General features: G+C 59.5%; 17 protein-coding genes. 11 read left to right on the top strand and 6 right to left on the bottom strand.

The features are described from left to right. Positions 1-38 precede the first annotated feature (38 nt). The 3 genes from CAL20_RS16955 to CAL20_RS16965 all read left to right on the top strand — a co-directional run bounded on the left by CAL20_RS16955 (position 39) and on the right by CAL20_RS16965 (position 3319). Positions 39-1328, top strand: coding sequence for a hydroxymethylglutaryl-CoA reductase, degradative (locus tag CAL20_RS16955; RefSeq protein ID WP_094820685.1), 1290 nt, complete (start codon positions 39-41; stop codon positions 1326-1328). Between the two features lie 131 nt (positions 1329-1459). After that, positions 1460-1921 carry a hypothetical protein gene (locus CAL20_RS16960; protein ID WP_094820684.1) on the top strand — a complete coding sequence of 154 codons (462 nt, stop codon included), beginning with the start codon at positions 1460-1462 and terminating at the stop codon, positions 1919-1921. A 15-nt stretch (positions 1922-1936) separates the two neighbouring features. Next, positions 1937-3319, top strand: a complete 1383-nt coding sequence (locus CAL20_RS16965) for a tripartite tricarboxylate transporter permease (RefSeq protein WP_094820683.1) — start codon at positions 1937-1939, stop codon at positions 3317-3319. 114 nt (positions 3320-3433) lie between these two features. On the opposite strand, the gene CAL20_RS16970 is transcribed toward CAL20_RS16965, so the two are convergent. The 4 genes from CAL20_RS16970 to CAL20_RS16985 form a co-directional block, all read right to left on the bottom strand. After that, the gene (locus CAL20_RS16970; protein ID WP_094838457.1) at positions 3434-4942 is read right to left on the bottom strand and encodes a tripartite tricarboxylate transporter permease; all 1509 of its coding nucleotides are present in this window, start codon (positions 4940-4942) and stop codon (positions 3434-3436) included. Between the two features lie 9 nt (positions 4943-4951). Further along, a complete protein-coding gene (locus CAL20_RS16975) occupies positions 4952-5455 on the bottom strand; it encodes a tripartite tricarboxylate transporter TctB family protein (RefSeq protein ID WP_094838458.1) in 504 nt (167 codons plus the stop codon). Positions 5456-5474: 19 nt separating this feature from the next. Further along, on the bottom strand, positions 5475-6485 hold the full coding sequence (locus CAL20_RS16980; RefSeq protein WP_179266692.1) for a Bug family tripartite tricarboxylate transporter substrate binding protein: 1011 nt from the start codon (positions 6483-6485) through the stop codon (positions 5475-5477). Between the two features lie 70 nt (positions 6486-6555). Next, the gene (locus CAL20_RS16985) at positions 6556-7947 is read right to left on the bottom strand and encodes an NAD(P)H-dependent oxidoreductase (protein ID WP_094820679.1); all 1392 of its coding nucleotides are present in this window, start codon (positions 7945-7947) and stop codon (positions 6556-6558) included. 161 nt (positions 7948-8108) lie between these two features. Here CAL20_RS16985 and CAL20_RS16990 point away from each other — a divergent pair, with 161 nt between their 5' ends. From CAL20_RS16990 to CAL20_RS17010, 5 genes are all read left to right on the top strand, one after another. Further along, positions 8109-8873 carry a GntR family transcriptional regulator gene (locus CAL20_RS16990; RefSeq protein WP_217903914.1) on the top strand — a complete coding sequence of 255 codons (765 nt, stop codon included), beginning with the start codon at positions 8109-8111 and terminating at the stop codon, positions 8871-8873. A 278-nt stretch (positions 8874-9151) separates the two neighbouring features. After that, on the top strand, positions 9152-11269 hold the full coding sequence (locus CAL20_RS16995) for a TonB-dependent receptor (RefSeq protein ID WP_094820678.1): 2118 nt from the start codon (positions 9152-9154) through the stop codon (positions 11267-11269). Positions 11270-11491: 222 nt separating this feature from the next. Continuing rightward, a complete protein-coding gene (locus tag CAL20_RS17000) occupies positions 11492-12019 on the top strand; it encodes a sigma-70 family RNA polymerase sigma factor (protein ID WP_094838460.1) in 528 nt (175 codons plus the stop codon). A gap of 8 nt (positions 12020-12027) precedes the next feature. Continuing rightward, positions 12028-13017 carry a FecR domain-containing protein gene (locus CAL20_RS17005; protein ID WP_094820676.1) on the top strand — a complete coding sequence of 330 codons (990 nt, stop codon included), beginning with the start codon at positions 12028-12030 and terminating at the stop codon, positions 13015-13017. 252 nt (positions 13018-13269) lie between these two features. Next, a complete protein-coding gene (locus CAL20_RS17010) occupies positions 13270-15666 on the top strand; it encodes a TonB-dependent siderophore receptor (protein ID WP_254923969.1) in 2397 nt (798 codons plus the stop codon). Between the two features lie 29 nt (positions 15667-15695). On the opposite strand, the gene CAL20_RS17015 is transcribed toward CAL20_RS17010, so the two are convergent. Both CAL20_RS17015 and CAL20_RS17020 read right to left on the bottom strand, forming a co-directional pair. After that, positions 15696-16418 (bottom strand): FadR/GntR family transcriptional regulator, encoded by a 723-nt coding sequence (locus CAL20_RS17015; protein WP_094820674.1) that lies wholly within the window; start codon positions 16416-16418, stop codon positions 15696-15698. A gap of 22 nt (positions 16419-16440) precedes the next feature. Continuing rightward, a complete protein-coding gene (locus CAL20_RS17020) occupies positions 16441-17364 on the bottom strand; it encodes an NAD(P)-dependent oxidoreductase (protein WP_094820673.1) in 924 nt (307 codons plus the stop codon). 83 nt (positions 17365-17447) lie between these two features. Between CAL20_RS17020 and CAL20_RS17025 the strand changes: the two genes are divergently transcribed. The 3 genes from CAL20_RS17025 (at position 17448) to CAL20_RS17035 (ending at position 20762) form a co-directional block, all read left to right on the top strand. Further along, positions 17448-18239, top strand: a complete 792-nt coding sequence (locus tag CAL20_RS17025; protein WP_094820672.1) for an HpcH/HpaI aldolase family protein — start codon at positions 17448-17450, stop codon at positions 18237-18239. Between the two features lie 70 nt (positions 18240-18309). Further along, entirely contained in the window at positions 18310-19323 is a 1014-nt protein-coding gene (locus CAL20_RS17030; protein WP_094820671.1) for a tripartite tricarboxylate transporter substrate binding protein, read from the top strand. Beyond that, a complete protein-coding gene (locus CAL20_RS17035; RefSeq protein WP_094820670.1) occupies positions 19323-20762 on the top strand; it encodes an FAD-binding oxidoreductase in 1440 nt (479 codons plus the stop codon). Before CAL20_RS17030 ends, CAL20_RS17035 begins: the two co-directional genes overlap by 1 nt. Positions 20763-20775: the final 13 nt, after the last annotated feature.

Here is a 20775-nt window from a genome sequence, read left to right on the forward strand (position 1 = left end):
AAGACGCGGACGGGGCCTCAATCCTCTGGAGTGCTGTCGTGGTTGCCGATTCCCGCTTGCCTAATTTCCGTGCCCTCAATCCTGCCCAGCGCTGGGATTTCCTCGCCAACGCCTGCGGCCTGACAGACGACGATCGGGCGCTGCTCAAGCAACCAGGCGCCCTGCCCGTCAACATTGCCGACGGCATGATTGAAAATGTGTTCGGCACCTTTGAATTGCCCATGGGAATCGCCAGCAATTTCCAGATCAATGGCCGGGATGTCCTGATCCCCATGGCTGTTGAAGAACCCTCGATCGTCGCGGCCGCGTCGTACATGGCCAAACTGGCACGCGAAGATGGCGGGTTTCAGACGTCCAGTACGCTGCCTCTCATGCGCGCGCAGGTACAAGTCCTGGGTATCTCCGATCCCTACGGCTCGCGCATCGCGCTGCTGCAAGCACGCGATCAAATCATCGAGCGTGCAAACAGCCGCGACAAAGTGCTCATCGGTCTAGGCGGCGGCTGCAAGGACATCGAAGTCCATGTATTCCCCGAATCGCCGCGTGGGCCCATGATCGTCATGCATTTGATCGTCGATGTGCGCGACGCCATGGGGGCCAACACGGTCAACACCATGGCAGAATCGGTCGCACCGCTAGTCGAGGAACTGACCGGCGGCTCAGTGCGCCTGCGCATTCTGTCGAACCTGGCTGACTTGCGCCTGGCCCGCGCGCGTGTCCGCCTGACTCCGCAAACGTTGGCCACCAAAGAACGCAGCGGCGAAGCCATCATCGAAGGCGTGTTGGACGCCTATACTTTCGCCGCCATCGATCCCTATCGTGCTGCGACGCACAACAAGGGCATCATGAACGGCATTGATCCCATCATCGTCGCCACCGGCAACGATTGGCGCGCCGTCGAAGCCGGCGCACACGTCTACGCCAGCCGCCAAGGCGGCTACACCTCGCTGACGCGCTGGGAAAAGGACAACAGCGGCGCGTTGGTCGGCACGATCGAGTTGCCCATGCCTGTCGGCTTGGTCGGCGGCGCCACCAAAACGCATCCCCTCGCCCGCCTGGCGCTCAAGATCATGCAAGTCAAATCGGCGCAAGATCTCGGCGAAATCTGCGCAGCGGTCGGATTGGCGCAAAACCTGGGTGCGCTGCGAGCGTTGGCGACCGAAGGTATCCAGCGCGGCCACATGGCGCTGCACGCGCGCAATATCGCGCTGGTGGCGGGCGCGGTCGGCGACGAGGTCGACGCAGTTGCAAAACGCCTGGCTGCCGAACACGACGTACGCACTGACCGTGCGCTTGAGGTTCTGCAAGAACTGCGCGCCAAAGGCTAGACACCCTGATGCGGGCTCGGGTTCATAGCCCTGCGAGCCCGCATTCGAGTGGCGGTTATTACCCACTCGCATCGAAAACGAAAAAGAGCCGCCAGCGTAACGGCTCAACTGACACTCACGGAGACTTATCCATGACATCCGAGCATCAAGGCTCTCAGCCCGCCCCGCAAGGCCGGTTCGCCGAAGTTTGGGGCGACACCGTAGACCTGAAACACTTAGCCTGGGCAATCGGCATCGGCATTGGCATCAGCATCTTTGGTTTTTACGTCGCCAGCCACTGGCTGACATCGGTCGTCGAGTCCAAACAACTGGCCCATGCCTACGCCATGTTGGCGGGCCTGGCAGGTTGCATCATCGCCGGCGTGATTTGCGCAAAAGCATTTCCCCCAAAACGGGAAGTCACTGAGACGGAAATTTCCATTGACCCGCAATGGCGTCAAGAAGTCCTGGACGAGCTAGCCATGACCTCTGGCGGCATGGGCTCGATCGCCGACCTGCCGCCTACGGTCACCAAAGAGTTGAAAGAACTCAAACTCTACGACCTGTTTGCCGACGCCGAGTCTTCGGTGCGCAACGTCCCCGCCAGCCGCTGAACAAGGAATCACTTCATGGATCCTCATCTGATCGAACAGATTGCAGTAGCCGCGGGCATGGGCCTGATCGGCGCCGTGGTCTTTGCAGCCATCGGCCTGGTGTCTGGCACCGATGAAACAACGACGCTCGCGCCGCTGACATTGCTGACGGTGTTGTTGGGCGTACCGCCCGCCGGCGTATTCACTTTTTTCTTGGCTGGCGCCGTCGCCAAACACATGACGCACGCGGTACCCACGGCCTTGCTGGGCATTCCCGGCGACACCATGGCGATGCCGCTGCTGCAGGACGCGAACCTGCTACGCAAACTGGGCGTGCCGCATATCGCCCTGCGCAAAATGGTTTCTGGCGCCATCATCGCGGCATTTGTCGCGGTGCCCCTGGCTGTCCTGTTTGCCGTCATGCTGGCGCCTTTTGGTGCGTTCATCACGAAAACGGCTCCCTGGATTTTCCTGGCCGCCGCGATATTGATCGCCTATTTTTCCGCAGGCCGCTGGGCATCTGTCGCGCTGTTGGTGCCATTTGTCGTAGTGATTCTGGCATTGCAGAGTCTGACCGCGAAATATGACGTCAAACTCAGCATCAGCTATTTCCTTGGCATTGCCATCGGGCCGTTGATCGCCGACCTGTTCACGGTACTGTCGCCTGCGGGCCGTCAACGGATGTCACGCGACAATGTGCGCAAATTCAATTTGGCGCCAGATGTCAAAGGCTGGTCGGGATATTTCCCGAACCCCTTCAAAGTGCTCGATCGCAGCCAGACACGATGGACGTTGAGCACGGCACTCGTATCGAGCGCGACCTTTGTATTCAGCCCTGTGGCCATGACGGTCGTACTGGGCGAAATCGTCGGATCGCGGATCAAACACGCTTACCACCGGCTCACCACCGTATTGAGCGCGCGTAATGGCGTCACCGAGGCCACCTACATTGCCGAGGCTTTGATCCCCCTGATCGCATTTGGTCTGCCGCTAAGCCCCGTCGCCGCGGGCCCTGCCGCACCGCTGTTCAATGCTCCGCCCCGATTTACCGTGGATTCCGCAACGGGTCAGACACACAATCTGCACAACTTGATGAACCACTGGGAATTCCTGGGCTATGGCATGCTGGCCGTGATTCTGGCAGCGGTCGTGTCATACCCGTTCGCGATGAATTATGCGCGCCGCGCAGCCTTGTTCGTCTCGCGCAAAGTGAGCCACGAGGCCATCATTGCTACCTTTGTCGGCCTGATCATCGTCATCAGTGTGTGGGAAGGGCAACTGCTAGGCTTGTTGGTCATCTTGACCATGGGCCTGATGGGCGGTTTGCTGTCGCGTATTTTCGGCTTTAACACCGGCGTGCAGTTCATGGGGTATTACACCGCTGTGCTGAGTGTGCCCGCGTTGGTCAAGCTGCTGTAGACCAACCGGGGCCCATCCAGCGCGTGCCCCAAAACATCATCCCGCACATGGCAAAAGCCCCAGCTCATTGAGCTGGGGCTTTGTCCTTTCATCTGCCATTAGCGATTCAAGGCACTACTGTTCGGCAATCGGTTGCTTGCTGCGTCCGGTAAACAGACGCCCTACCAAACCCCACACCAACAACAGCAGCGCTGCCGTCATGATGGTGCCGACCAGACCATTTTCAAAGAACACACCCAGCGAGCCATCTGCCAGCAGCATACTCTGACGGAAAGCGTCCTCGGTCTTGTCGCCCAGCACCATGGCCAGAATCAAGGGTGCAATCGGATAGTCCAGCTTTTTAAAGACATAGCCGACCACACCGAACACCAACGCGATGTACACATCCGACATCTTGCCGCTGATCGTGTAGGCGCCGATCAGGCAGATGACAATAATCAACGGCCCTATCACGGCAAATGGCGCGCGCAGGATCGACGAAAACAGCGGAATCGTCGCCAACACCAACACCACAGCCACAATATTGGCCACATACATCGACGAAATCAGGCCCCAGACAAAATCAGGCTGCTCGATAAACAACATGGGTCCGGGCTGCAGGCCCCAGATCATCAGGCCGCCCATCATCACTGCAGCGGTTGCCGAGCCGGGCACACCCAGTGCCAACATGGGCAGCAACGCCGACACACCCGCCGAGTGATCTGCGGCCTCGGGAGCCACGACCCCATCCGGTTCGCCCTTGCCAAAGTTGTTGCGATACTTGGAAAAACGCTTGGCCAAGCCATACGACATGAACGATGCCGCCGTCGGACCGCCGGGCGTGATCCCCATCCAGCATCCCACGATCGTCGAACGAATGAGCGTTACGCCATGCTTGGGCATTTTCTTGATGGCTTGCCACACCACGCCCCAACTCATACGCGCCCGCAGACCATTGAATTTCAGGCCTTCCTCAATCGTGACCAGCAATTCGCCAATGCCGAACAAGCCCACCACAGCAGCCAGGAACGAGATGCCGCTGACCAGCGTGTTGGAACCATAGGTCAGGCGCATTTCGCCCGACACAGTGTCCATACCCACGGTTGCCAGAATCAAGCCGATCAACAACGAGGCCAGGGTTTTCAGCGGAGAACCGCCACTCACCAGGTAGCTGCAGAACGTCAACAGATACACGGCAAAGAATTCGGGCGGACCGAACTTCAGCGCAAAATCCGCGATGGCGTTGGCAATCAGGGTGACGACAACCACCCCTGTCATGGCACCGAAGCCCGCCGCAATGAACGCGGTAGCCAGGGCCTCTGGCGCGAAACCCTTGCGCGCCATCGGATGGCCGTCGAAGGTCGTCGCCACCGACGATGGCTCGCCCGGAATGTTAAAGAGAATAGACGTTGTCGACCCGCCAAACAGCGCGCCCCAGTACATGGAGGACAACAGAATGATGGCCGCCACCGGCTCCATCGTGAACGTCAACGGCAATAGCAGCGTCACGCCGTTCGGCGCACCCAGGCCGGGCAGCACGCCGACCAGAATGCCCAGCAGCACGCCCGCCGCCATTAACCCAATGTGGTACAGACTCAGCGCAGTGTCAAAGCCCGACGCGAGATAGCTCAGTTGATCTAGCATGGCAAATCTCTAGGCGGCAATGCGCCAGGTATCAATCCAGTCTTCCAGTGGCCCGCGTGCCAGCGGCACGTTGAACCACAGTTCGAATACGGCGTACAGCACGAGCACGGCGCCTACACCGACCAACAGCGAACGCCCCCAGCCAAAACCGCCATGCGCCCGGCACATGTAGACCAGAAAGATGGCCGAAGCCACGTAGAAACCCAGAAACGGTGCGGCAACCGCCAGCACCACCGTAGGAATCAACAGCGACATGACGCGGCGCAACTGCTCGCCCGTGACGAACACTTCCTGCACGGGTTTGCGCACAGCCTGGATCAGCAGCAGTACGCTGACGATCAATAGCAACACGCTCAACCGCAGCGGGAAATAACCCGCCTCAGGCCCCGTGCTACTCCAGCCGGAGTTCAGTTGCAGACTGCCGTAGATGACCACTGCGGAAAACGCAGCCAGCAGGCCAGCCATGGTGACCTCCATGGCTTGGCGTTGAATCGATATAGACTTGCCATTCATGCTGAGTCACCCGCGGGGCTTAGTCTTTGACCAACCAGCCGTCTTTTTCGAACTGGGCTTTGTTTTTGTTGCCGTCGGCGACGATGTAGTCCTTCAATGCCTGTCCGGTCAGGAACATCTCAGTCTGCAAGCCGCGCTCGATCCATGCCTTGAATTCGGGCTGCTCACGCACTTTGGCCATGACGTCCTCGTAGTACTTGACCTGCTCCGGGGTCAATCCGCCTGCTGCCCAGACCGTGCGCGGCATATTGAACGTCTCGATCGCAATACCCGACTCATGGCAGGTCGGCACATCGCTAAAGCCCTTGTCGCCATGCACCTTGCCAGCAATGGTCATGCGCTCTTTGGTGAACACGCACAGCGGTTGCACTTTGCCAGCGCGCCAGTGCGACACGTTCTCCGACGGATTGTTGAGGTTGGCATCGACGTGGCCACCCGAGAGTTGCGCAGCCACTTCACCACCGGACTTGAACGGCACGTAGGTGACCTTGACGTCGGTCGCCATTTCGATCTGGCGGGTCAGGATGTGATCCGTGTCCTTGGATTGTGCACCGCCCACCTTGATCGAACCCGGCTTGGCGCGCGCAGCGTCCAACAGGCTCTTGACGTCCTGATAGGGGCCGTCGGCATTCGACCACAGCAGGAACTCGTCGGCCGCCATGATGGCGATCGGCGTCATGTTTTCAATTTGATAACCCACCTTGGTGATCATCGGCATCAGGTAAGCCAGATTGGTCGAGAACACCAGGCGAGTGGGATCACCTTCAGACGACTGCAAATAGACCAAAGCCTCGGAACCGGCGCCGCCGCCTTTATTCGTGACGATGATGGGCACAGGCATCAGCTTGTGCTTTTGCACCACCGCCTGCACCACGCGAGCAAACTGGTCCGTACCGCCACCAGGCCCCGCCGTCACGACGAACTCTACGGGACGCGTGGGTTTCCAATCCGCGGCCATGGCCGGCATGGTGACAGCAAAGGCGCCGATCGAGGCGGCAGCCAAAGAAGCAAAACGAAATGCGCTACGCATGTTGTCTCCTGTATAGCGATTTATTAATGAAAACAAAGTCTTGTCGTACTGCTTGCAAACGTGCAGCGGCTCAGGCCGCCGGGAAAAAAGCAGCATCCTGCTGCTGTCTCAACAGCAGCAACTCCGACGCCGGGTCGATCTCAATATCGTCAAAGCAGATCAATTGCCCGGCAGCCACATCGCGCACGAGCTTACGATTGCCAACGAGATAGAACGGTGCGGGCACGCCCGCGGCCAAGGGAGCCGCGGATACCAACTCGGCCGTAGTGCCGTCGATCGTGTGATGATGGCCACCCATGGTCAAGACAGTGCCGGCAGCCAGCGCACGTGTACTGCGAGCTACCAGATCCAGGCGCGGTTCAGGTGCCTGGGCGCCGCTCGACAACCCATAAACGGCTGCATCCAACACGCTGCTGAAGGCCTCCAGGCCCAGCAAATGTCGGGGAATGTACATCATGGCGCGCTGCTGATCGCGGCTCATGACGTGTCCCTTGCCCAACAGCAGATCCCAGGTCGGCTTGTCGTCGCAGCGAATCACGACGAACACGCCGCCAGCAAAACTCAACTCGTCAGGTTTGCGCAGGCAGTGAAATACGTCAACTACGCCGTTGGCTTGGAACAGTCCACCCTCGGCCTCTGTGGCAAACAAATCGGGGACTTCGCTCGGGCGCGCAATAGGCGCATGGAAGGCTGCAGTATCCACGCCCAGGCCGGTGCTGTTTGCCACGACCTGCAGTTCGCACAAATCAGGCACAGCCCGCTGCGGCAATGCCGAGCAAATAGCGGCGCGCGCCTGAACGCACTCAGCCGCCTTGCCCTCGGGCATCACCCAGTGATCGCCAAAGCCGGGCACATCGATGGACACGCCATTGCTGTCCATGCGGTTCGCCTCGGCGTTGAAAACGAAGTCGTATTCGCTGGATTTACCCGCAGAGAGGACTTCAAAGCCCATCGCCTGCGCCCAGGTCACCAAGCCGATCAGCAAGGACGGCTGGTCACCATCGACCGGAGTCACGACACGGCCTTTGGCGCGCGCCAAGCGCGACAGCTCCGGGCCGACCACGCTATCAACCTCTTTCGAGGCCAGCGCCACATGCAGGCCCGCCTCGATAGCCAGACGCGCATGGCGGGCACCCGCCTCCGGGTGACCCGTCGCTTCCACCATGACCTGCAAGGGCAAACCCACGACGGCAGCGGCATCGCTCGCTGCGATGAACAACCCCTGCTCCCAGGCTTTCACGGCCTGCTCTGCCGTGTCACACTGCGCGATCTGGGCAGCGTCGACGCCGATCGAAATCCAGGCATCTGCCGCGATGGCCGAGGTCAGATCGACGGCGACGCGAGCACTGATCGTCGGCACGCGCCGGGATTGCGCGAGGAAACTCCGTCCGAAGCCGCCGCTTCCGATGACGCAAACTTCGATAGGCTGAGTGACGCCGTGATAACGATGCAGATAGTCCATGGAGTGAAATAAGCACGCTTAAGCGACAATGCGCTTCTAAGGAAACGCAAATTACATGCACTTTTGCATGTAATCTTGGCATTTCAGTTGAATGACAGGCCGAATATTAGGCCAAAAATTGATTGATTGCATGCACTTTGCAGAAAAACGCTGATTACGAGATGAAACCAGATACTGAAACCCTGGCGCCGGCGAAACCTTCCAGCCGGGATGGCATGCGCACCGACCAGGTCGCCGCACAGCTGCGCAAACTGATCGTGTCAGGCGCCCTGCCGCCAGGACAACGCCTGTCCGAACGCGTCATGTCAGAGCAATTCGAGGGGATTTCCCGCACCCCCCTACGCGAGGCATTCAAGATCCTGGCGGCCGAAGGACTGTTGACCCTGGAGCCCAATCGCGGCGCAGTAGTCACCGCCCTGTCGCTGCTCGAAGTCGAAGCCGCGATCGAGGTATTGAGCGGGCTCGAAGCTCTGGCCGCCGAGCCCGCCTGTGAATTGATCACAGATAGGGAGGTCGCAGAAATAGAGGCGCTGCACGCGCAAATGGTGGCGGCCCACGACGCAGGCGACCTGATGTCGTACTTTCAGATCAATCAGACCATTCACCAGCACATGGTGGATGCTGCACGTAACCCCGTTCTCTCTCGTATCTACGCCGCGGAATGCGCGCGCATACGCCGCTATCGCTACGCCGGCAATCAACAGCCCGCACGCTGGCATCAAGCCGTGCGCGAACATGGCGAGATGCTCAACGCCCTGCGCGACCGTGCGGGACCGGTCTTGCGCGAAATGCTGCGCAGGCACCACAAAGCAGGTTGGGTCGTGTCGCGCGGCGTGCTGGAAGAAACACTGTCGGCCACTGACGTCTCAACGACCGGCACCCGACAGCAACGCCGTAACGCAACAGCGTCAAAGCGAAGCAAATAGCAACGTTGGATGTGCCAGCGTTATCTAACGCACACTCAATAACCAGATGGGTTGCATGGTTTTCCCATGAATGAGTTCGGTGCAAAGGCACAATTTGACGCTTGGCAAGTCTCATGTATCGCCTGACTCGCTGTAGAGTTGCTGTTCGGCTCTACCCTTCACGATTTCCGTTCATCCAGAAAAATACCGGGCACGTCTCTTGCGGATGCTCGTCTTTTTTGGACATACGGCCGTCTCATATCTAGGCTGCAGTGCCTGGTGTCATCACGCATCCACACATGCCTCATTCACCGTCAGCCCAACGATTCTCATGGTTTGGATTAGCCTGCCACAGCACACTGTGGTTCAGCGCTTCGGCCGCGTTGGCACAGACGCCTACACTGGAGCCGGTCATCACGACCAGCACCCGCTATGACACCAATGTGCTGGACACGCCCGCCTCGGTCAATATTGTCGACGGCGTTCAATTACGTGCAGACAATTTACAGATCAATCTATCCGACAGCATGGGCAGCGTCCCCGGATTGCAGATCCAGAACCGGCAGAATTACGCCCAGGACCTGCAGCTCTCGATACGCGGTTTTGGTGCGCGCTCGACCTTTGGAGTACGAGGAATAAAGATCTTTGTCGACGGGATTCCGGCCACCATGCCAGATGGCCAAGGTCAGACATCCAACATTGATATTGCATCGGCGGATCACGTCGAAGTCCTGAGAGGGCCATTTTCCGCGCTCTATGGCAATGCCTCCGGCGGTGTGCTGCTGGTAGAAACCGAAACGGGTAAAGCGCCTCCCACTCTCCAAGCCAACTTCGGCGCTGGCAGCTACGGCACATATCACTATGGCGTCAAGGCCAGCGGCGCAACGGACCAGTTCGACTACGTGGTCAGCGCCAACCGCTTTACTACCGACGGCTATCGCGATCACAGCAGCTCACGCAAGAACCTGGGTAATGCCAAGCTGGGTATCCAACTCGATGACGACAGCCGTCTGACGGTCGTGGCCAACAGTGTCGACCTGACGGCTCAGGATCCCCTGGGCTTGACTCGCGAGCAATACGAATCCGATCCGCGGCAGGCCACGCCGCAAGCCGACCTGTACAACACTCGCAAAACCGTTCAGCAAACCCAAGGGGGCCTGGTGTACGAACGGCAAATGGACGCGGACAACGAATTGCGCGCGATGGTGTATTACGGCCAACGCCACACCGTGCAATATCAATCCATTCCAGCCATCGTCCAAGCCAATCCTCAACAAGCCGGCGGCGTCATCGATCTGCGGCGCGAATACGCTGGCGCTGATCTGCGCTGGACGTCGCATCTGAGCTTGGCAGGCCAACCCTTTACCCTGATCGGCGGTGTGTCGTATGACACGCTGAGCGAACGGCGCAAAGGCTATGAAAATTTCCTGGGCAGCGCCAGCAACCCGACTGAGCTCGGCGTCAAAGGCGCACTGCGTCGCAACGAGACCAACGACGTCGACAGCCTGGATCCGTATCTACAGGCCTCGTGGCAATTCGCACCAGACTGGACGCTGGACGCCGGACTTCGATACAGCACCGTCGGCTTTGACTCCGACGACCATTACGTAAACGCGGCCAACGGTGACGACAGCGGCTCGGCGCGTTACCGCAAGGCGCTGCCCATGGCGGCGCTGCGTTATCAGTTCACGCCGAAAACCATGGCCTATGTTTCCTATGGCCGCGGCTTCGAAACGCCGACCACCAACGAACTATCCTATCGCCCTGATGGCGAATCGGGCCTGAATCTGGGCTTGCGCCCCGCATTAAGTAATAACTACGAAGCAGGGATAAAGACCGAGCTCGGCAATGGCATTCTGTCTCTCGCCGCCTTTCATATCGACACCCGCGACGAAATCGTTTCAGCAGGCAGTTTGAATGGACGGACCTCGTATCGCAATGCTGGACGGACTCGCCGCGATGGTGCAGAACTGGGCTGGAGCGGCACTGTCGCCTCGAACTGGCGTGCCGATCTGGCCTATACCTGGATCAATGCGCGTTACCGCGATAGCGTCGACAACTCGGACATTCGCGCCGGCAACAAAATCCCCGGCATCGCCAGCCAAATGCTATACGGTGCCCTCGCCTGGGCTCCCGACGAAGGCTGGCGCGCCGGCATCGAGGGCCGATACCTCAGCAAGATCTACGTAAACGACGCCAATAGCGACACAGCTCCTGGCTATTTCGTCGCCTCCGTGTCTACTGGCTATCTCTGGCGCCAAGGCCCGTGGGAATGGAACGCCTATGCGCGCGTGGACAACCTGTTCGACCGCGATTACGTAGGCTCAGTCATCGTCAATGATGGCAATGACCGTTATTTTGAACCCGCCCCGGGCCGCAACTGGAGCGCAGGCTTGAGCGTCAGCTATCAGTTCTGACGCCGGGCCCGGCCGCAACGCGCCGTTCAATTTCTTGTGGCCTGCCGGCGCACCAATACGGTGCATATTCGACGATTTCCTCTCGCTTCACTGGTTACCCCGCAACATGGCGCAGCCAGGGCTGCTGCATGGTTGGGCACAGAGTCAGCACCTGCGCAATGAACCTCTATATAATCACTAATAAGACACGTTCTCATTACAAAACTTAACCGCGCATGCCCGATGTCCTTGCCTGCCGTCCCTGCACGATCGTCGCCTCCCTCAGCCACTGAATGCGTCGGCACGCTATATCAAAGCCATCATCCATGGTTGAACAGTTGGCTGCGTCGCAAACTGGGCGATCAACATGATGCGGCCGACGTCGCGCACGACACGTTCGTGCGCGTAATGCAATCGCGCCTGGCTGACCGCATACAAGAGCCACGAAGCTACTTGACTACGATCGCTCGCGGCTTGGTCGTGGACCTGTGGCGGCGACGTGCGTTGGAACAAGCCTATCTGCAAGTTCTGCAGACATTACCGGTCGAGCACCAACCGTCGCTCGAAGCCCAAGCCTTGATCCAGGAACAACTCACCCAGCTCGACCGCATGCTCAACGGCCTGGGAGCCAAAGTAAAGCAAGCCTTTTTGCTATCGGTCATCGAGGGCGCCACCTATCCCGCCATCGCACAGCGCCTGGGCATCTCGGAGCGGACCGTCAGTCACTATATGACGCGGGCCATGGAACGCTGCTGCCTGCTGATGGATTGAGCGCAATCATGACCGTCTCGTTCTCCTCCACTGCCGAACAACGCGCCGCCATCAAGGAAGCGGCTCGCTGGTTCGCCCGCTTGCAAGCCTCACAGTCAGATGAGGCCGCACATGCAGCCTGGTCGGCCTGGTTGGCGCGCCACCCCGAGAATCGCAACGCGTGGTCCAAAGTGCAGGCAGTGCAGCAACAGTTCGCAGCAGTGCCTGGCCATGTCGCGCTGCCGACATTACAGAACGTCGGTCACGGTCGACGCCGGCTACTCGGTTGGGCTGCTGCAAGCGGGGCGCTACTGCCGCTGGGGATATGGATGAGTGAAGACGCTCACCGTGCCAGATGGACGGCTGATTTTCGTACTGCTGTCGGCGAGGTCGCTCCCCTGCCCCTCACTGATGGCACCGTGGCCGTCCTGGATACCAACAGTGCGGCAGATGTAGATTTCACTGCCGATGTCCGTCGTATTGTCTTGCGCGCCGGCCGTCTCTACACCAAAACCCATGCCGACAACGCCGCACGATCGCGGCCCTTTGTTGTGCAGACCCGCCATGGCGAGGTCGAAGCATTGGGTACCGAGTTCATGGTCCGCGTCACTGACACGCACAGCAAGGTCTGGGTCAACGAGCATGCAGTGCGCGTTACGCCGAAGGGTGCGCCCGACAACCCGATGATCATTCAGGCGGGTCATCGCGCGACATTCGAGGATCGCGGCCTGGAAAGCGGGCCTGTAGAGAAGCATGATGCGCTGAGTGCGAACAATTTTGCACCTTGGCGCAATGGCTCGCTGGTCGCTACCAATATGCGCCTGTCGCAATTCGTCGAGCGGTTCCAGGCTTATCAGCGCGGTTATCTGTTCCTGGACGACAGTCTGGCGAACGTAGAGGTCTCCGGCATATTTCCGCTATTCAAACCGGAGTTGGCGCTGGCTGCCCTGGAAAACAGCTATCCCGTGCAGGTACGGCGGCTGACGCGCTATCTCACCTGGATCGAGCCCCGGGTCTGAATAGGCTCTCGCACCCACCGCATTTCGAGCTTCGTGACGCCATTCTGGTGAAAAAAGCCGTGGCGCAGTTTCAACCGGAAACAAATTAGCTTGCAAGAAATCGCGGCGTCATTCGGCCTCCTTGATATCCGTGAACATTGACGATCAACGTCCAATATGCCGCTCCGACACCTGCCCACGAAGCCAACTTTCTCGTCTTCATCCACACGCGTATTCCCCAAAGCCCGGCTCTTGCTCATGCTGAGCACGGCCATGGCATTCAACGTCGCACCGCTCGCCGTCCACGCTGCCACAGCAACCGAATCGGTCGCCGTGCGGACTTATCACGTCGCGGCGGGCCCATTGCTGCCCGCCATCAATCAGTTTGCGTCCGAGGCTGGCATTGCGCTGACATTCGACGCCAATGCGCTGCAGAACGAGACTTCGCCAGGCGTTCAAGGACGCTACACGGTGGACGAAGGCCTGCGGCAGGTACTCGCTGCCTCGAACTGGCAAGCACGGCGCAGCGCCAATGGCGCCTACGTGCTTGAACGAAAGCCTGCGCCTCGCAGCAGCGGTGATGTCACGCTGGCCCCCGTCACAGTAACTGCCTCGTCCCTCGCCTCGACCGAAAATTCCGGCAACTACGGCGGCCACACGACCTCGGTATTCAAAGGCGAAACATCGATCCGCCAAACGCCGCAGCCTGTCACCATCATCTCGCGTCAGTTCATCGACGATCGCGATATGCCGGACCTGCACGACGTCATGCAGAATACGCCGGGCGTCACGGTGGACTACACCGACAGCGAGCGCGTGACCTATTATTCGCGCGGATTTCAGATCGACTCTCTGCAGATCGATGGTTTGAACGTCTACCAATCGGGCTCGACCTTTATCCAACCCGATACAGCCGTCCTCGATCGCGTCGAGGTACTGCGCGGCGCCGCCGGCATTCTGCGCGGATCGGGTAACCCGTCGGCCACCGTTAATCTCGTCCGTAAGCGTCCCACCCCAGAATTCCAGGCGGGCGTCAAACTCATGACGGGTTCATGGGATCGCAACCGCGTCGAGGCCGACATCTCAAGCCCGCTGAACGAATCGGGCACCCTGCGCGGCCGTGTCGTCGCTGTCTTAGACAACAAAGATTTTTTCCAGGACGCGCGCGAAGAAAAACGCCGCGTGTTCTATGGCGTGCTGGAAGCCGATCTGACGGACAACACCACCCTCACCGCGAGTTTCCAACACACCGAACTCAAAGCGACCGGCGCGTGGGGGGGACTGCCTAGGGATTTCGATGGCAGCTCACTGCATTTCTCGCGCGACACCTACCTGGGCGCGGCGTGGAATCATTGGAACCGCTACAACCAGCAAGCCTCGCTAGAACTGGAACACCGCTTTGACAACGACTGGAAAGTCAAAGCCAGTGCCGCGAATACACGATTCCGCTATTTCGATGGCGGCTTCAAGCAGAGTTACATCACGCGCGCCAGCACGACAAACCCGTATCTATACAACGTGACGACATCGGTCTATCCCGACTCGGCAAGCGATCAAAATGCCCTAGCGCTCGTGGCCGATGGTCCGTTGACAGTGCTCGGCCGCAAACATCACCTGACGGTCGGACTGGAAAGCAACTACACCCGTACCACCGGTTCAAGCGGTTACTTCAATCTCGGTCCCCTGAACAACGTCGACATCCGCGACTGGGATCCCTATAGCAGCTACCCCGAGCCCACCGATGAAACCGCGGGCACCTATTACGAAGCCACCAACAACATCGTCAAACAACAAGCCGCCTATGCCGTAGGCCGTATCTCAGTCACGGATCCCTTGACTGTTCTGCTGGGCGCGCGCGCCACATGGTGGGATTACAAAGTCCCCGGTGATTCCGACAGCAACTACAGCATCGATCGCGAGATCACTCCCTACGTCGGCTTGATCTATGATCTGAACGACAACTTCAGTCTCTACGGCAGCTACAGCGAAATCTTTGTGCCGCAAGATGCCTACGATTCGACCGGCAATCTGCTGGACCCCATCACCGGCGAAGACTACGAGGCCGGCTTAAAAGGCGAATTCCTCGATGGCCGCTTGAATTTCAGCGCGTCGGTATTCCGCATCAACAACACGGGCCGCGCGATGGACGATGCCAACAGCGCCAATCCTTGCCTGCCAAACTACCCCAACGGCTACTGCAAAGTCGCGGGCGGCAAAACGCGCAGCCAGGGCTGGGAACTGGAGCTGACCGGCGAGATCACGCCAAACTGGCACATCATGGCCGGCTACACCAACACCCAGACCAAATATGTGCGTGATGCGTCCGACACCAACATCGGGCAACCCATTCGCACGCTCGATCCCCGCCACCTGCTGCGCCTGTTCACCACCTATCGCTTCCCCGGCGCCTTGCACGGCCTGACCATCGGCGGCGGCGTGCAGGCGCAAAGCAGCACCTACGCGACCAGCCGAGGTATCGAAGCCCGCCAAGGCGGCTATGCCGTCTACAACCTGATGGCCGCGTATGATTTCAACGAGAATGTGCGCCTGCAGTTAAACGTCAACAATGTCTTCGACAAGGTGTACTACCGCAAGGTCGATGCGACAGGCATCAGCAACTACTATGGGGATCCGCGTAATTTCATGTTGTCGCTGGGCCTGCGGATGTAAGAGGGACGCCTGCTACCCAACGCTGCCCGCTACGGCAGGCAGCGTTGCAGACAGTTCGCCATATGCGCGTGGGCGGCATCGCGAGCAGCCTGCCCATCACGCCGGCAAATCGCTTCCATAATGGCGTGATGTTCCTGCATGACCGCATCCTGATGCTCTGCCCATGCCTGGTCCTGCCGGGATCCTTTGATGCTTTCCCGGATATAGCCGCCCAGGAAATCGAGGAACGATCCAAACAAGGCGTTGCCTGCAGCCTCCGCGATCGCGCGGTGAAACAGGATGTCCGCACTCACCCCATCCCCGCCGGCTTCGATATCGGCCTGCATCGCAGCATAAGCATCGCGAATCGCCGCGAGTTGTGCATCGCTGCCCCGTTCGGCGGCCAAGGCCGCCGCCTGCATTTCCACGCCAGTGCGCAACTCGAAAATCTGCTCTGGCCCGATAGCCGGCTGGTCCTCCGAAGCGCCCGAGGGCGTAATCCGAAACGGCCTCAAGTGCGCTGACTTGCTGACGAATGCGCCGGCACCCTGGCGCGTTTCCACGATGCCATCGGCCTTTAGCGTGGAGATCGATTCACGCACCACTGTCAAGCTGACACCGAATCGGCGCGCCAGTTCTTGCCCCGTGGGCAGCTTTTCGCCGGGCTGAAATTCGCCCGCGTTGATCACGTCCAGCAGCGCCTTGCTGAGCTTGTCGGTCAGCGTGCTGCCTTTGCTCAGTTCAGTGCCGATGCCGGGCTCGCGTAGGGTCATGGATTGCCTAGGTTTCAGGGTTTTAAGCAGATTTATTGCCGTTCATTTTATTCAGACTTTGAATCAGGTGCGGCACATAGCGTTCACCTAGGCCCACATTATTGGCCACGGCATAGCTGTTATGCACGACACCCGCCACGGCGGATACCACCTGCGCATCGCTCGCCATGCGCGTGTAGTACTGCATATCCTTTAACGCGTTTGCCAGGGAAAAGCGGAATAACTGATCGTTGCCTTCGGCCACGAATGCGCTCAAGCGCTGAAACGCCGTACTATTCGCGCCGCCTGATCCAATCACATCACATAGCGTCTGCAGATTCACGCCCGTCTTTTGCGCGCAAGAAAACGCCTCGGCCAGCACTGCCGCGTTGCTCAACACCACAAACTGATGCAACAGCTTCACACTGTGGCCCGCACCCACACCGCCACACTCGTATATGTGGCGCGAAAACGAAGACAACACATCGCGTACCTGATTCAACACGACGGGACTCCCACCCACCAACAGATTCACTTGCCCTTCTTCGGCTTCCTTCGGCGTCCCCGTCAGCGCGGCATCCAGAAAAAAAGCCCCGGCGGTTTCCAGAGCCGCAGCGATACGCCGAGAGGACTCCGGCAAGGAGGTCGAGCAGTCCACCACTACCGTGCCTGCACGCACCTGTGACAGCAGGCCAGACGGACCGAATACGACTTCTTCCACCTGGGGCGACCCCGTGACGCAAATGATCACGACATCACATTGCGCGGCCAAACTGCCCGCGGTATCCAGCACGGCCGCCCCCGCCTCCAACAGGTCGCTATTGCGCTCGCGCGCCGCCGGACTGCGCAACAACACCGACACGGGATAGCCGCGCGCCAGCGCGTGCTTTGCCAGACCGTGGCCCATCAGGCCCACACCAATAAAACCTACTCGGCGTGAATCCTTGCGGAATTGGGGTAAACCCATACTCGTATCCTTTATGTCTTATGGTTTAATTCTTTACTTGTTTAATTGTTATCATAAGACTTTCCTCCCAACGAGACAATCACATGCGCACCAATCCCCTGATCGCCCGATTGAAAACGGGCGTACCGGCCCTCAATGGCTGGCTGACATTAGGCAGCGTCGCTGTCGCCGAGGCCATGGCCCATCAGCCTTGGGACAGCCTGACCATCGACATGCAGCATGGATTGTCGGATTACGAAACCACAGTGCAGATGTTGCGCGCCATCTCTACGACCAAAGTCACCCCTATCGTGCGTGTACCGTGGCTGGAGCCCGGCATCATCATGAAGATCCTCGACGCGGGCGCCTACGGCATCATCTGCCCCATGGTGAACACGCCCGAGCAATGCCGGGAGTTCGTCAGCTATTGCCGGTACGCCCCGGCGGGCGCACGCAGTTTCGGGCCCACGCGCGCGCCCTTATATGCGGGAGCGGACTACTGGAAAGGCGCCAACGACAACGTGCTGACCATCGCCATGATCGAAACCAAACAGGCACTCGAAAACCTGGATGGCATCCTGGCCGTACCTGACTTGAATGGCGTCTACATCGGGCCCGCTGATCTAAGCCTGTCGCTGGGTTTTGATCCCGTCGATGACCAAAGCACGCCAGAGGTATTAGCGGTCATCGAGGATATCCGCACGCGCGCACAACAGGCCGGCAAATTCGCTGTCATGCATTGCTCGCCCATCGAATACGCCGTGTACATGGCGGACAAAAAATTCGAGATGCTGACCGTCTCCAATGACGGCCGCCTGCTCGCTATCGCGCAACAACAATTGTTCGCCCAATTGGACCAAGCCCGGGCCAAGCACTCACCTGCCGCAGCCTATTAATCACAACGCCGGCCTGCACTGCTCAAAGCGCCATCCATAGGCGCATGCACCGGCTTTACGAGGAGACACCATGACGTCATCGACCCCACCATCGGCGACTCGCCGACGACTATTGCTCGGCACCGGCGCGCTTGCCCTGACCTCTGTGCTGGACATCCGGAAAACCGCGCTGGCACAAACCGCTAGCGACGCCTATCCCGTCCGCCCCATCACTTTCATCGTGCCGTGGCCGGCAGGCAGTGTCTCTGACAACACCATGCGGGTCCTCGCCAAAGCCGCCGGCGATGCGCTGGGCCAGCCGCTCGTCGTGGAGAACCGCCCCGGCGCGTCCGGCATGCTGGGCCTGAAGCAAATGATCTCCGCGCCGCCCGATGGCTACACGATTGGACAGGTCCCGCTCTCAGTCACCCGTTTTTCGCAATTGGGCACCATCAAAATCGACGCCTTAAAGGACATCGACTACATCGCACGTGCTGCAGGGCTGGCCTTTGGCATCGTCGTGCGCAGCGATTCGCCTTATAGGGATTTGAAATCGCTCATGGAGTATGCCCGGGCGAATCCCGGCAAACTGACCTATGGATCCCCGGGCGTGGGCAACCAGACCCACATCGGCATGGAAGTCTTGCTGCAAGACGAAAAAATCGACATGGTCCATGTGCCCTACAAAGGGGGTAACGAAGCCATACAGGCGCTTATGGGCGGGCATGTCGATCTGGTGGCGGACTCCAGCACCTGGGCGCCTCTCGTGCTCGACGGCCGTCTGCGGCTGCTGTCCACCTGGGGAGAAACGCGGCTCAAGCGATTCCCCGATACACCTACTCTACAGGAACTGGGATACAAGCTCGTCATGAGCGCGCCCGGCGGTGTCGGCGCACCTGCAGGCCTGCCGTCCGTCATCCAGGAACGCCTGCGCACGGCGTTCCGCACCGCGACACTGAGCCCTCAGTTTCAGGCAGCCCTGGATCAATATGACATGACGGTCATGTATCAAGACGCGCCCGAATACCGTGCGTACATTGAAGACTCCTATCGCAACGAAACCAACGTGATTGCACAGCTGAATCTGCGGGAAATCCTGAAGTGATGCCAGACACCGCCATGCTGCTCAATGAACTGCGCGGAATCGTCGGCACGGATCATGTCCTCACAGACGCTGCCGACATCCACCCCTATACCGAGGATTGGCGCGGGCGTTATCGTGGACAGGTCCATGGTGTCGCTTTTCCCGCCAACACCGAACAGACCAGCGCGCTGGTCAGCGCTTGCGTGCGCGCCAGCGTTCCCGTCTTGCCTCAGGGAGGACACACAGGCCTCGTCGGAGGCGGCACTCCGGTCGGAACATCGTTCGCTGACGGCACCGCGCCTGTCATTATCAATCTGCGGCGCATGAATCGCATACGCGATGTCGATAGCGTCGGCAACACCCTCATCGCCGAAGCCGGCTGCATTTTGCAAACAATACAAGAGGCCGCCGCACAGCACGATCGCCTCTATGGCGTGACCTTTGGTGCGCAGGGATCATGCCAGATCGGCGGCAACGTCTCGACCAATGCGGGCGGTACCGGCGTGTTGAAATACGGTTCCACCAGGGATCAGGTGCTCGGCCTGGAGGTAGTGTTGCCAGACGGCCGTGTCTGGAACGGCTTGCGCACTTTGCGCAAAGACAACACAGGCTATGCCTTACGCCATCTGTTCGTGGGCGCCGAGGGAACGTTGGGTATCGTGACGGCCGTCGCCCTGCGCCTGCATCCCAAGCCCGCGGTCATGGCTGCGGCGTGGCTGACCATGGACAGCGTCGACCACGCACAACAATGCCTGGCTGCGTTGCAATCCATCGCAGGCGACCGTATAGCGGCGTTTGAATTGCTTAATCAGGAACAGCTGCGCACCGTACTCGCGCATTTTCCCGAGGCTCGCCTGCCCACGGATCCGGAGGCGCCCTATGCCGTGTTGCTGGAACTGAGCGACACCTATGCCCAGGCGAATCTGGACGGCATGCTGGAAGACGTTCTGCCGCAACTAAGCGAAAAGGGCTGGCTGAGAGATGCCGCCATTGCCGGTTCGCTCGCGCAACGCCACGCGTTCTGGCACCTGCGCCACGGCATTTCAGAGGCCAATCGAAAAGCCGGCATGGGGCTATCCACCGATGTTGCAGTCCCTGTCAGAGACCTGGCCGCATTCATCGAAACCGCTTCGCGTGCCGTCACAGCGCGCTACCCGCAGGCCACCATCGTATTGGTATCTCATATGGGCGATGGGAATGTACATTTCATTCCTCGCTTCAGTTTCGACGACTGGAACGCGCTGCCCCATCAAGCAGAAACCGCCGATGCCGTACGCGCCCTGGTGCACGATGCCGCCAGTCAGTTCAACGGGACATTCAGCGCCGAACATGGTGTGGGGTCCGTTCTGATCGACGAGCTTGAACGACTGCGCCCGCCACTGGAACTCGAACTCATGCAACGCCTGCGCAATGCCTGGGATCCGGCACGCTTATTCAATCCAGGCAAAGTCCTGCGCTAACGATTATCTGATA

Origin of the sequence: Bordetella genomosp. 4 (assembly GCF_002261185.1) — a bacterium.
GTDB lineage: Bacteria > Pseudomonadota > Gammaproteobacteria > Burkholderiales > Burkholderiaceae_B > Bordetella_A.

Excerpts from the sequence above, each read along its gene's own strand:
- CAL20_RS16960 (WP_094820684.1), top strand. The coding sequence starts at position 1,460 with ATGACATCCGAGCATCAAGGCTCTCAGCCCGCCCCGCAAGGCCGGTTC.
- CAL20_RS16965 (WP_094820683.1), top strand. The coding sequence starts at position 1,937 with ATGGATCCTCATCTGATCGAACAGATTGCAGTAGCCGCGGGCATGGGC.
- CAL20_RS16970 (WP_094838457.1), bottom strand. The coding sequence starts at position 4,942 with ATGCTAGATCAACTGAGCTATCTCGCGTCGGGCTTTGACACTGCGCTG.
- CAL20_RS16975 (WP_094838458.1), bottom strand. The coding sequence starts at position 5,455 with ATGAATGGCAAGTCTATATCGATTCAACGCCAAGCCATGGAGGTCACC.
- CAL20_RS16980 (WP_179266692.1), bottom strand. The coding sequence starts at position 6,485 with ATGCGTAGCGCATTTCGTTTTGCTTCTTTGGCTGCCGCCTCGATCGGC.
- CAL20_RS16985 (WP_094820679.1), bottom strand. The coding sequence starts at position 7,947 with ATGGACTATCTGCATCGTTATCACGGCGTCACTCAGCCTATCGAAGTT.
- CAL20_RS16990 (WP_217903914.1), top strand. The coding sequence starts at position 8,109 with ATGAAACCAGATACTGAAACCCTGGCGCCGGCGAAACCTTCCAGCCGG.
- CAL20_RS16995 (WP_094820678.1), top strand. The coding sequence starts at position 9,152 with ATGCCTCATTCACCGTCAGCCCAACGATTCTCATGGTTTGGATTAGCC.
- CAL20_RS17000 (WP_094838460.1), top strand. The coding sequence starts at position 11,492 with ATGTCCTTGCCTGCCGTCCCTGCACGATCGTCGCCTCCCTCAGCCACT.
- CAL20_RS17005 (WP_094820676.1), top strand. The coding sequence starts at position 12,028 with ATGACCGTCTCGTTCTCCTCCACTGCCGAACAACGCGCCGCCATCAAG.
- CAL20_RS17010 (WP_254923969.1), top strand. The coding sequence starts at position 13,270 with ATGGCATTCAACGTCGCACCGCTCGCCGTCCACGCTGCCACAGCAACC.
- CAL20_RS17015 (WP_094820674.1), bottom strand. The coding sequence starts at position 16,418 with ATGACCCTACGCGAGCCCGGCATCGGCACTGAACTGAGCAAAGGCAGC.
- CAL20_RS17020 (WP_094820673.1), bottom strand. The coding sequence starts at position 17,364 with ATGGGTTTACCCCAATTCCGCAAGGATTCACGCCGAGTAGGTTTTATT.
- CAL20_RS17025 (WP_094820672.1), top strand. The coding sequence starts at position 17,448 with ATGCGCACCAATCCCCTGATCGCCCGATTGAAAACGGGCGTACCGGCC.
- CAL20_RS17030 (WP_094820671.1), top strand. The coding sequence starts at position 18,310 with ATGACGTCATCGACCCCACCATCGGCGACTCGCCGACGACTATTGCTC.
- CAL20_RS17035 (WP_094820670.1), top strand. The coding sequence starts at position 19,323 with ATGCCAGACACCGCCATGCTGCTCAATGAACTGCGCGGAATCGTCGGC.